General features: G+C 42.2%; 15 protein-coding genes and 1 tRNA gene. 7 read left to right on the forward strand and 9 right to left on the reverse strand.

Translation table 11 applies throughout. The features are described from left to right. Positions 1 to 20: 20 nt before the first annotated feature. From A2621_01115 to A2621_01130, 4 genes are all read right to left on the reverse strand, one after another. Positions 21 to 329 carry a hypothetical protein gene (locus A2621_01115; protein ID OFW89510.1) on the reverse strand — a complete coding sequence of 103 codons (309 nt, stop codon included), beginning with the start codon at positions 327 to 329 and terminating at the stop codon, positions 21 to 23. Next, complete coding sequence (locus tag A2621_01120; GenBank protein ID OFW89511.1) at positions 329 to 1,693, reverse strand: chromosomal replication initiation protein DnaA; 1,365 nt, start codon at positions 1,691 to 1,693, stop codon at positions 329 to 331. Before A2621_01120 ends, A2621_01115 begins: the two co-directional genes overlap by 1 nt. 70 nt (positions 1,694 to 1,763) lie before the next feature. Beyond that, a complete protein-coding gene (locus tag A2621_01125; protein ID OFW89512.1) occupies positions 1,764 to 2,024 on the reverse strand; it encodes a 30S ribosomal protein S20 in 261 nt (86 codons plus the stop codon). A 68-nt stretch (positions 2,025 to 2,092) separates the two neighbouring features. After that, a complete protein-coding gene (locus tag A2621_01130) occupies positions 2,093 to 2,737 on the reverse strand; it encodes a hypothetical protein (GenBank protein OFW89513.1) in 645 nt (214 codons plus the stop codon). Between the two features lie 117 nt (positions 2,738 to 2,854). Between A2621_01130 and A2621_01135 the strand changes: the two genes are divergently transcribed. From A2621_01135 to A2621_01145, 3 genes are read left to right on the forward strand one after another with little or no spacing between them, the layout of a single operon-like run. Beyond that, complete coding sequence (locus tag A2621_01135; GenBank protein OFW89514.1) at positions 2,855 to 3,328, forward strand: hypothetical protein; 474 nt, start codon at positions 2,855 to 2,857, stop codon at positions 3,326 to 3,328. Between the two features lies 1 nt (position 3,329). Then, on the forward strand, positions 3,330 to 4,187 hold the full coding sequence (locus A2621_01140) for a hypothetical protein (GenBank protein ID OFW89515.1): 858 nt from the start codon (positions 3,330 to 3,332) through the stop codon (positions 4,185 to 4,187). Beyond that, positions 4,156 to 4,884: a hypothetical protein gene (locus A2621_01145; GenBank protein OFW89516.1), complete on the forward strand. Its 729-nt coding sequence runs from the start codon at positions 4,156 to 4,158 to the stop codon at positions 4,882 to 4,884. Before A2621_01140 ends, A2621_01145 begins: the two co-directional genes overlap by 32 nt. Here the strand turns inward: A2621_01145 and A2621_01150 are convergent. From A2621_01150 to A2621_01165, 4 genes are all read right to left on the reverse strand, one after another. Further along, positions 4,881 to 6,143: a hypothetical protein gene (locus tag A2621_01150; protein OFW89517.1), complete on the reverse strand. Its 1,263-nt coding sequence runs from the start codon at positions 6,141 to 6,143 to the stop codon at positions 4,881 to 4,883. The genes A2621_01145 and A2621_01150 overlap by 4 nt on opposite strands. A 159-nt stretch (positions 6,144 to 6,302) precedes the next feature. Beyond that, positions 6,303 to 6,392, reverse strand: a tRNA-Leu gene (locus A2621_01155). Positions 6,393 to 6,519: 127 nt separating this feature from the next. After that, entirely contained in the window at positions 6,520 to 7,305 is a 786-nt protein-coding gene (locus tag A2621_01160; protein OFW89518.1) for a type I methionyl aminopeptidase, read from the reverse strand. After that, entirely contained in the window at positions 7,302 to 8,000 is a 699-nt protein-coding gene (locus A2621_01165; GenBank protein ID OFW90105.1) for a sugar fermentation stimulation protein SfsA, read from the reverse strand. Before A2621_01165 ends, A2621_01160 begins: the two co-directional genes overlap by 4 nt. 76 nt (positions 8,001 to 8,076) lie before the next feature. Between A2621_01165 and A2621_01170 the strand changes: the two genes are divergently transcribed. The 4 genes from A2621_01170 (at position 8,077) to A2621_01185 (ending at position 10,356) form a co-directional block, all read left to right on the forward strand. Further along, positions 8,077 to 8,529, forward strand: a complete 453-nt coding sequence (locus A2621_01170) for a ribonuclease HI (GenBank protein ID OFW89519.1) — start codon at positions 8,077 to 8,079, stop codon at positions 8,527 to 8,529. Between the two features lie 78 nt (positions 8,530 to 8,607). Continuing rightward, entirely contained in the window at positions 8,608 to 9,303 is a 696-nt protein-coding gene (locus tag A2621_01175; protein ID OFW90106.1) for a D-alanyl-D-alanine dipeptidase, read from the forward strand. Positions 9,304 to 9,660: 357 nt separating this feature from the next. After that, complete coding sequence (locus A2621_01180; GenBank protein ID OFW89520.1) at positions 9,661 to 9,975, forward strand: hypothetical protein; 315 nt, start codon at positions 9,661 to 9,663, stop codon at positions 9,973 to 9,975. 81 nt (positions 9,976 to 10,056) lie between these two features. Beyond that, a complete protein-coding gene (locus A2621_01185; protein ID OFW89521.1) occupies positions 10,057 to 10,356 on the forward strand; it encodes a hypothetical protein in 300 nt (99 codons plus the stop codon). A 25-nt stretch (positions 10,357 to 10,381) separates the two neighbouring features. Here A2621_01185 and A2621_01190 read toward each other — a convergent pair whose 3' ends face one another. Then, positions 10,382 to 11,236: a sulfurtransferase gene (locus A2621_01190; protein OFW89522.1), complete on the reverse strand. Its 855-nt coding sequence runs from the start codon at positions 11,234 to 11,236 to the stop codon at positions 10,382 to 10,384. Between the last annotated feature and the right edge of the window lie 4 nt (positions 11,237 to 11,240).

Raw genomic sequence — 11,240 nt, forward strand, 5'->3', positions numbered from 1 at the left:
TAATTCAATGACTGTTAATTTTAATTTATGCGTGCGTTCAGTTTGGTGGCGATCGAGCAAAGAGATGTCTCTGGCTGATGTGCAGTCGCATATAAAATCCGTTTTACACCCTGATAGAGACAACGGAGACCTTGTCCTGGGGTTGCACATTCAACCGTCAAAGAGGTGTGGGGATAGAAGGCCAACTGGTCTTGATAGGCTTTGACAATGCCTGCACCCAATACAGATAGGGTAGAACTCGAGATAAAAAACTGAATGGGGTCTGAAGTTGTGAGGTAGGGCACCATTTCTTCCCAACAGGTGACAATAACCTTCTTATCCGCAGACATCAATGCCCCAGCATCTTTTCAAGAAGTGCCACATCATCCCGTAAGGTGGGATCATTTTCTTGGAGAGATTTGATGGCCTTCACTGCGTGCATCACGGTGGTATGGTCTCGTCCCCCAAACTTGCGTCCAATCTCGGGTAAAGATCGAGACGTCAATTGTTTTGATAGATACATAGCGACCTGACGAGGACGGGCGACGATCCGGGAGCGCTTGCTAGAATGCATATCGCTGACTCGGATATTATAGTGTTCAGCCACATGACGTTGGATTTCCTCTACCGTCACATATTTTTCATTGGCTCGCAAAAGGTCTTTTAAAAGTTCTTGCGTTTTGTCTAAGGAAATATCGCTGCCTACAAGGGTGGCATGGGCCGTAATGCGATTTAAAGCACCTTCCAGCTCACGGATATTTGAAGTGATTTTATGAGCTAGAAACTCTAAAATTTCTGCGGGCATAGGAAGAGGCAAATTTTCAGCCTTGGATTGAAGGATGCCCAATCGAAGTTCGTAGGTGCTCGGGTGAATGTCTGCTACGAGCCCCCATCCTAACCGAGACCGCATCCGCTCTTCAATCCCCTGCATTTCGGAAGGAGATTTATCAGCAGAGAGGATAATTTGTCGTTTCTGATCCACAAGAGAGTTAAAAGTGTGGAAAAATTCTTCTTGGGTAGAGTCCTTACCGCTAATAAACTGAACGTCATCAATCATTAAAATATCAACAGATCGAAGTTGTTCTCTAAAATTGATCATGGTTTTGTGTCTTAGGGCTCGAATGAACTGGTACATAAACTTTTCAGCCGACATGTAAATGACGCGTCGGTTGGGCTGTGTTTTATGGAGCTTCCAGGCAACGGCATGCATTAAATGGGTTTTTCCAAGTCCGACACCCCCATACAAAAAAAGAGGGTTGAAATAGACTTTGTCTGATTCCGCAACACGCTGAGCGGCGGCGTACGCAAGCTCATTGGGTTTGCCAACGACGAAATTTTCAAATGTAAAGCGGGGGTCCAAGCCAGCGGTTGAGTTCTTTAAGAGATAGTTATCAAGCGCTTCCGGAGCAGATTCTTCTTCAGGGGCGACAAAGGCATTGTTTTTAGGGGTGGATGCAGGCTTCTCTGATTCTTTTGCGATCACCTCGATGGTTTGGATACTGCCATCTTCTTTTTGCCACAGGGCTAAGATTTGATTTAAATAACGGTTCGTAATCCAGTCTCGAATGAAAGGGGAAGGGACAGAAAGCAAGATACGGCTTCCCATATCTTCCTCAAATTCCAGAAACTTAAGCCAGCCTTTGTAAGTGGTCTGCCCAAAGACATCAGGCAACAATGATTGAACCCGATTCCAAATTTGTATTTTTTCAGTCACAAGACTACCCCAGTTTAACTCCTAAAAAACCCTGTTACTTCTTTTGAGGAGGCTAAGAGAATATAAGAATCTATAAAGATTTAATTTTTGTAGATAACCGAGCAATTTTACGAGAGGCTGCATTTGCATGCATAAGCCCTTTTTTTGCTCCTTTTACGAGGAAAGGCTGGGCTGCTTTGAAAGCTGCTTGGGCAACTTCTTTTTGACCAGAGATAATAGCTTGCTCTACTCTTTTCACAGACGTCCGCAATGCGCTCATATGCGATTTGTTTATTTCCGTGCGATTCACTGTCTGCCGAATTCTCTTTTTTGCTGATTTATGATTAGCCATCTTCTTTAAACCTTTTTACTTAAAACTCCACAAAAATCTATACATTGTGGGGCGATATGTCAAGCGCTTTAAGTAAAGAATCTAAGCTTCAAGAATTCATAGAGGGTAAAAAGCCCATACCCTGTAATTAAAGATCCTGAAATATAATTGATGTACCTAAAAAAGCGAGCGCTGGAACGTTTTTTGATAAAACTTACAAAAAAAGCTAACAGAATCCACCAACTCAGAGCTCCAAAAAACACGCCGATCACAAGAGAATATAACCCTACCGGGGGGAGAGGAGTTTCAAAAACATGATAGGCATTAAACATGGCAATAAAAAGCAGTGTGGTCATGGGGCTGGCAAAGGTGAGCAAAAGGGTTCGGTAAAAAGATTTAAATAAATTTCCGGATAATCCCTTGGTAGTGTCTACTTGGGGAGGGGTGCTGCGAAAAATGGTTATCCCTAAAAAGACCAAGAAAGAGCCACCAAAGAAGTAAAACCATAGGGAATAAGTGTCGATTAAATGTTTAATGAGGAGGGTACTATGTGCCGCAAACCAACTGTAAATGGCATCTGCAAGAGAAACGGCAACACCTGCTGTGAGTCCAGAAAGAGTTCCAAAGGCAAGGGTTTGTCGAATGCAAAAAATGGCCACAGGCCCAATAGGGGCGGCCACTGAAAAACCCACCAAAAAACCCGTCACAAAATAGGAGCCCATAAAAAAAGACACCGCTTAGGATTTCCTTTCAAAAACTTCTTAAGTGTATCCAAAAGAAAAAAGATACTCAAGGAGAGAGATTGTTTTAAGATAAGTTGACATTCTAAGGGGTTTCCATAAAATGATCCTATGGAGGGGCCAATTAATAAGAAAAATATTATTTCAACAGCTGTTTTAGCGGCTCTGCTCTCTTGTGATTCTTCCGCTGATGCAGGGGGAGTAACAGACCCGTTTGCTCCCGTTGTGACTTCGCCGGTGCCTGCAACCCCCCCTGTTTTTGCTTTCCCCACTCCTCCTCCAACGCCTCCCCTGACGCCTCCGGAATATGAAAAGTGTTATGGTGTTTCAGGAAAAGACGAAAATGATTGCGGATATGCCTCTTTTGATGGAGAGCCTAATAGCTGTGCTGGGACAGCCAAGGCTTGTGATCCTGGAGCTTGGCGTTGGGTGCCCAAGGGAACCTGCACACGCATTGTGGTGGGAACCAGGGAAGATGGAACCATTTTACAAGGCACCTTACAATCCTCCATGGAACGGGGCGAACCTGTTTTATGTACGCCTTATGATCCAGCCCTCTTAAAATCGAAACCGTACGGTCTTTAGGATGATTAAAGGAGAGATTCCTTGTAAGGCGGGCATAAGCCTAAAAAGTGTACATTATGAAAGAATTCTTCAAGAGAAACCTCCTGTAGCTTGGTTTGAGGTACATCCAGAAAATTTAAAATCAGGGGCCAGTCTATCAATCGTCGATAAGGTTCGCCATGATTATCCCCTGAGTTTACATGGTGTAGGACTGTCTTTGGGGTCAAGGCACTTAAATGACTCTCATTTATCCTTTTTAAAAACGCTATGTGACCGTCTAGAACCAGGGCTGGTCTCCGAACATGTGGCCTGGAATTATGTGGATGGGGTATACATAAATGATTTGTTACCCCTCCCCTATACGGACGAGTCTCTAGATGTTCTTGTTGAAAACATTCAGGACACACAAGATTATTTGAAACGAACAATTTTGATAGAGAATCCCTCAACGTATCTTCAGTTTGCCCACTCTGAATATGTAGAAGAAGAGTTTATAAAAGAAGTGGCACGTCGCAGTGGATGTGGGGTGCTTTTGGATGTCAATAATGTCTACGTGAGTACTTGCAATCAGGGAGGGGATGCCCACTCATACATTCAGACGTTGGCAAAAAGCGGATATGTGAAAGAAATTCATTTAGCGGGTCATAAAAAGATGGTGTTTGAAGGAGAAACTTTCCTTGTGGATCACCATGGGAGTGCAATTTCCCCAGAGGTCTGGGATCTTTATGAACACACCCTTTCTTGTCTGGATCCTGTGCCCACGTTAGTGGAGTGGGATCATCATCTCCCGGCGTTTGACGTCTTGTGGGCAGAGGGGAAAAAAGCGGATTTTTATAGGGAGAAAGCGCGTGCAGCTGCTGAAGTTACAGCAACAATTTAAGGATATTTTATTCCAAAAAGAGGAGGGCCTTTCATTGCCTCTAACGCAGGGGGGGGCGCGGGCAAAAGCTCAATTCTTTCTCTATCAAAACAATCTTTATAGCAGTCTTTATAAAAATCTCACCGACAAGTTCAGCATGACAAGAGCTTGGCTAGGGGAAGAAGCCTTCTTTGCCCAAGCGAAAGAGTATATTTTTACTGTGCCTCAGCACTCTCCCTATCTGTGTGACTATGGGGGAACTTTCCCTTCTATCTTGAGTGATAGTGTGGGTAAAGAGATCGCAAACCTTGAATGGAAGATGAACCTATCTCTTGTTTCCTATCGTGTTGAGACTCCTTTAGCGGTGGAAGATGTATTGACAATGCCCCCTCCTACTATTAGTAGGGCTACCTTTCGACTTTCTTCATCTATACAGGTACATACTTCTTCTTATGCTTTAAAGGAAATCTGGATGTCCTTAAAGAAAGGGAAAAAGCCCCCCTCTTACAGGCAGCGTTCTTATTTTTTTATTTCAGCAAAAAACCAACAAAGCTTTTTTTCTGCCCTGAGTGAAAGCGAATATAATTTTCTTACAATGATCAAAGAGGGGAAATCTCTAGGAGAAGCATGTGATCCTCTATCGGATGCAGATTTTATCCAGCAGCTGCTTCATAGGTTTATCCCGTATTTTGTAGAAATCGGGAATAAATCGTTTTAGTTGGATGCCTCTGTGTGGGAAAAATCCAGCCTACTAACCATGGTCATGCATTCATCGCGAGAAAGCCCTGCTTTTTCCTGAAACTCGGAAAGGAGGCTTGCTAAAGCCTGTTCTTTCTGAGAAGCGGGAGACTGGGAGGTTAAAGCTTCAAGATGAGAAATACTGCTGTTTGGGCTCGTTGGCTCTTTTTGTTCTTGGGGTTTTGCGTGATGTACTATGAAGGGAGTTCTTACAGTACCGTTTGACATAACGCCATATCCCAGTAAGAGGATATTTTCCTCGTGGGTTGTTTGATACCCTTTAACTAATGCGGCTGTTTCTTTGAGCTCTGTATCAGATGACGTTTGATATTGATCGAGAGCTCCTTTTTTCGAAACTTTTGGAGAGAGATATCCTTCAAAATCTTTGCCGCTTAATATGTCATTTCTAAATTTAGCCTCTACGAACCATAATTGTCTTTTTGTTGGGTCTTCTTCCTTAGCATTTACATAAATACCGTCAATTCCTTTATTGCCCTTCCCCTTACCGGAAGACCCTTTTATTTTAGAGGGAAGCTTTTTAAACCCATGAGAGAAAAATGTGAGATCTGCTGCAAGCTCTCCCAAATTGCCTAGCTCTTCTGTATGGTTTGTAACAAGAGTATGAATGCTGCCTGCACCGGTTCCCGTCAAATTATAGGAACTACAGAAGTCTGTTTCTCCTATTAAAAACTGAGCTTTGAAGGGGTTTTTGGGTGTGTTTCTTCTATTTTTAAATTTTTCTAAAAACTTCTCTAGGTCATTTTCTTTTAAATACTTTGGTTCGCTCTTAGTTGCCATGAAGTAGGTGGGAGTACTCCTATCAGTCCATGTAAATGAGCTCACTTGAGCAGCCGTAGGTTTTATAGGGGAAACACACCAAGTATCCTCAAGAATCTGACTTGCATCAATCTTGATGGAGAAGGTTTCAGGGTTAGATTCTATTTCATATCCATAAGTAATTTTTATTCCTCTATATTCAAATATGTAAGGACTTTTAGCAGGGGTAAGATAGTAGGAAATGGCGTCAAATTTTTGAAGATCAGTGTCAAAATGTACAAGCCGGACCAATGGATAGGCAGAGCTCTTGTTTTCAGTTGGTTTAGAATAGTGAGTATGCTTAACATTCTTTCCGAAATTACTTTCCTCTATATCTATGATATGTATCGCCCAGCTTTGACCAACTAAGATGTAGGCCAAGATAAAAGTGTGGATTAAGAAAAAAGACTTTTGCATTTTCATTTTTTATACCTTCGTTGTATATCCCTCCCCCTGACTTTTTTGGGGATACTTCTTTCCTCCTATATTTGATACCCCGAAAAATACCCTCTGTTTAGGGCAGATGTCAATATATGAAATGAGATTTTTCTGGACCTTATTGGATCAGGTCAAAAGATAGGGTGGTACCCGCTGCCGGACTCGAACCGGCAAGGCCGTTAAAAGCCAACGGATTTTAAGTCCGTCGTGTCTACCAAATTCCACCAAGCGGGCAAAAGGTGATTCTCAACCTAGCGAATACTTGAATGTTGAGCAAGGGAAAAGTGGTTTAAATGAAGGGCAAAAGTTTGTTTCTCCCCTGAAGATTAAGAACGATAGCCAAGAGAGGAGCGATTGTTGGTTATGTGTAAGGGGGGAGGGTCCATCCTTTCGGAGACAAAGTGAAAATCTCATATCCTGTGGATGTCACCCCCACGGAGTGTTCGAACTGGGCAGACAGAGATTTATCTCGAGTGACGGCTGTCCAGTCGTCTTGCAAAATCTTTACGTCATATTTTCCGGCATTAATCATGGGCTCTACGGTTATGAACATACCTTCTTTTAATTCAAACCCTGTGCCTTTTGTGCCATAATGTAAAACTTCTGGGTCTCCATGAATATAACGTCCAATCCCATGGCCACAAAAATCTCGAACAACAGAAAATCCGTTTTTTTCCGCATAGTATTGAATGGCATAGCCAATGTCACCTAAGTGAGCGCCTGGCCTAATAACCTCAATGCCTCTCATCATACATTCATAGGTCATTTCCACAAGTTTTTTGGCTTTTATGCCAGGGGTCCCCAGATAAAACATGCGGCTTGTATCCCCGTGCCATCCCTCTAGATTCACGGTGACATCGATATTTAAAATATCTCCCGATAAGAGCTTTTTAGGACCAGGGATTCCATGACACACCACATGGTTAACGGACGTACAAATAGATTTGGGAAATCCCCGATAGCCTAAGCAAGCGGGAATAGCTTTGGCAGCAATGATAAAATCGTAACAAAGTTTGTCGAGTTCTTCAGTGGTGACACCAGGCACAACATGAGGGGTGATGTAATCAAGCACCTCAGCGGCCAAACGGCCTGCCAAGCGCATGCTTTTGAAATCTGCTTCTGTATGGAGGGGAATTGTTTTCATCATCTCACAAAGTCTAAATCAAGGGGTATGGGTTTATCTAACCAAATATGAGAGGGAGTAACATGGCACTGATAGGCCAATACTTCTACCCCGCAATCGATGGCTTTTTCTAGGGTTTCACAATAAAGAGGATCTATGGTCTTGGCAATAGAAAACCGCTGACAGTCATTACGTTGCACCACGTACAACATAACGGCTCTCTGTCCTTGGGCTTTGATATTCATCAACTCATTTAAATGTTTTGTGCCTCGAAGCGTGGGGGCGTCTGGAAACAAAGCCCTATCGCCTTCTTTAAGGGTGACATTTTTTACCTCCAGATAGGTTGGTTGTTGAGTAGCGTCTGTTAACAGAAAATCAAGGCGGGAGGATCCATAGGTCACTTCTCTTTCTATATGAGCATAATCGGAGAGCTCAGGGATATTTTTGTCTTTCAATGCCTCATAGACAATATGATTGGTGCGATGAGTATTGACCCCCACTAAGGTCCCGTCCGTTTCTATGATTTCCAAAGTATGTGAAAGTTTCCGGTTTGGATTATTAGATACACTGAGCCAGCTCATACCCCCTGCCCTGATGAGCCCTTTCATTGATCCGGAATTAGGGCAGTGAGCCGTCATAACTGTGCCTCCTATTTCCACATCCACCAAAAATCTTTTATAGCGTTTTAGAAGAGTTGCTTTTTGAAAGGGTAAAGTCATTGGGTTGTTCTTGAGCTCATAGGGTGAATAAGGCATAGTAAATAAAACACTTTAATTTCATACCATTGAGTTTCTGATGAATAAAGATTTTATTGAAATTTTCACGGACGGAGCCTGCCAGGGTAACCCCGGTCCAGGGGGATGGGCGGCCTTATTAAGGTACAAAGGACACCTCAAGGAAATCTTTGGTAGAGAAGACCACACAACGAATAATCGTATGGAATTATTGGCCGCCATTCGTGGTATTGAAGCGGTGCGAAAAAAAGTCTCCATTATGCTCTATACAGATAGCCAGTATCTAAAAAAAGGGATGACAGAGTGGTTGCCTCAATGGAAACAAAATCAATGGCGCAATGCGCAGAAAAAGGAAATCAAGAATAAAGATTTGTGGCAAGAACTGGATGTTTTGGGTCAGGAGTACAGCATTTCTTGGCACTGGGTTAAGGGTCACGCAGGTCATCCCGAAAATGATCGGGCTGATTATCTAGCGACACAGGCTATTCATCGGTTGTCTGCCTCAAAGGATTGATTTATATATTCTAAGGAGGATATCCAAATGAAGGTTTCTGTTTTTATACAACTAGGTTTTTATATATTAGGGGGTTTGATGTCTGTCTCTCCTTTTTCTTACTCTCAAAAAATCATTTTAATCGCTGATCCTCGTGTGCTGGCAGTGCCTATCCAAGAAAACAAAGATCCTTTAATTGACCTCAGACACCAAGATATCCTTATATTTGGTTCGTCTCCTGAAATTCCCAACAATACGAATTACACCAAAATGCGGAAGAGTGTTTATGACCGATTGGTCAAAGCCCAATCTTTGTTGCCCAAAGGATATAAGTTTTGTTTGTATGAAGCTTATCGTAGTCTTGCTTTGCAGCAGCAGATCTTTTCTGAAAAGTACGAGCGCCTCAGGGCGTTACACCCAGGATGGTCCCATGAGCATGTTTTCACCGAGACCACCAAGCTTGTCTCTCCCGTCATCAATCTTGATGGATCAAAAAATATTCCTCCTCATTCAACGGGAGGGGCCATTGATGTGTACTTAGTGGATAGAGAAGGGGTTCCCATTGATATGGGCATTCATCCAAAAGATTGGATGGAAGATTTAGAGGGGAAACTTTCGCAAACAGATTCCACCATCATTTCGGCAGATGCGCGTCGCCACAGGAAAATGATGGGGGAGGTTCTCTCGAAAGTGGGGTTCATTAACTATCCCACAGAATATTGGCACTGGTCGTTTGGAGATCGCTATTGGGCGTATCTTACAAAAAGTTCAACAGCCGTTTATAAGAGCATCTGAGTGACCGTTATTTCTATTTTTCCCCAAGATTGGAAGCATTTTTCCGCAGATCTATTGCAATATTTTTGTTCCTCAAAATTATAGTTGCCTTCCCCATAATTTGTGATAGTCTGTGCCCAGTTAAATCGATATTTTTTATCGATTTCTTGAAAAAGTTATGGTTGAGTATAGCGTTACACTAAAAAAACGGAAAAGTATGGTCTGAAGATCGGTGTTTCAGGCCTACCTTTCTTTTTGGGCGGTCTGAAAAACCTACTAAAAGAAGATTACGTACGTTATACAGAAGGCTTTTTGTCGTCCTTAAAAAAACAGATGTCTAAATTCTTAAGAGCCATATAAACATTGGAGACGCTTGACATGTTAGAAAAACAGAAAAAACAAAAAAGAATTAAAACAACAGGCCTCTTGCAGGGAAAAGAAGTAACCCTTAACCCAAGTCATAATTATAGAGATTTCCTTTCATTTTTAAGCAGAACTTCAGAGTCTATTTATAAAACGACTGTTATGATTCAGCAGCTTGAATGCGAAATAACCAGATTAAAATGCGAAATTGTGGCGACGGAAAATGAATATAAAAATTTACGCCAAGCAGCTGATGATGCCTCTCTATTTTTGACCAAAAATCCCTCAGTCTCTCTTAAAAAGTCGTGTCAAGTATCTCCTCACGTATAAAAATTGGGAAATATTTTCATCTTTCCCCTTGCAAATGTAAGATAAAACTCTTAAGTATATGGGGACATTGGAGAGTTTGAAATGGCAAAAAAATCAGAACAAGTCGTTGAAACCGTGCCGGCTTTCTCTACAGAGCCGCAGGCGTTTAGTGGCTCCTATAGCATTTATAATTACAAGAGTTTGTCCTTCTTTTTAGAAAGAATGGCAGAGTCTGTTCATAGGACTACCGTTACGATTCATCAGCTTGAGTCTGAAGTTTCGCGGTTGAAGTATGAAATTATGGCAATGGAGAATGAGTATAAAAACTTATGTGAAAGAGCTGCCGACCTAGAAACAAGCGCTCCCAAGCCTAAGAGCTCTTCAGAACTGGCCCAGTCGTAATTTTTATGTTAAAAAAGTTCAGCAGTTAAGATAGAGACTCAGACAGCGGGTTCTGTTTACTTTCTGTGCCAATGCAGTAGGGACAAGAAACATCTATTACATAAGCAGCGCTTGCATAATCTTCCTCCGTTAGGGGAGAACGACACCGAAAACAAAGTCTTGCCTTTGTTTGTTCCAAAGAAGGATTAAGTGCCACTCGATGATCGAATACGAAACAGTCACCTTCCCAGAAGGCATCACCGCATTCCTCGAAGTATTTTAAAATTCCCCCGTCAATCTGATAAACTTCTTTAAATCCTTCATTTTCTAAATGGGGAGCTGCTTTTTCACAACGCACGCCTCCTGTGCAAAAAGTAACAATGGGTTTTTCTTTCAAGGAGGGGTCTAATTTTTTGACGGCTTCTGGGAAATCACGGAAGCTGTCGATATGAGGATTGATAGCATTTTTAAAAGTCCCTAATTTAATTTCATATTCGTTGCGCGTATCCAATAAGACAACCTCTTTCCCTGACTCAAGCCAGTCTCGCAATACGCTGGGTTTAAGATGGGGAGAGGTATAAACTTGGGGCCTTATTTCTGGAACTCCAAAGGCAATCACTTCTTTTTTAAGACGAACAAGCATCCGATTAAAGGGCTGATGATCGGAAAGACTTTCCTTAAAGGGCATATTTTTGAACAGAGGTTCATTCTCAAAGTAGGCAATGATAGCGTCAATGGAAGAACGAGCGCCGGCTAAGGTGACATTGATGCCTTCGGGGCTTAATAAAATGGTTCCTTTAAGCCCTAATTTAAGGCAGGTGCTTTTTAATTTGGATCTTAAAGGTTCCAAATTATTTAAGGTTACAAATTTGTACGCGGAGATATTAATCACTTGTGTCATACTC

Source organism: Alphaproteobacteria bacterium RIFCSPHIGHO2_01_FULL_41_14 (assembly GCA_001767855.1).
GTDB lineage: Bacteria > Pseudomonadota > Alphaproteobacteria > UBA7879 > UBA5542 > 2-01-FULL-41-14.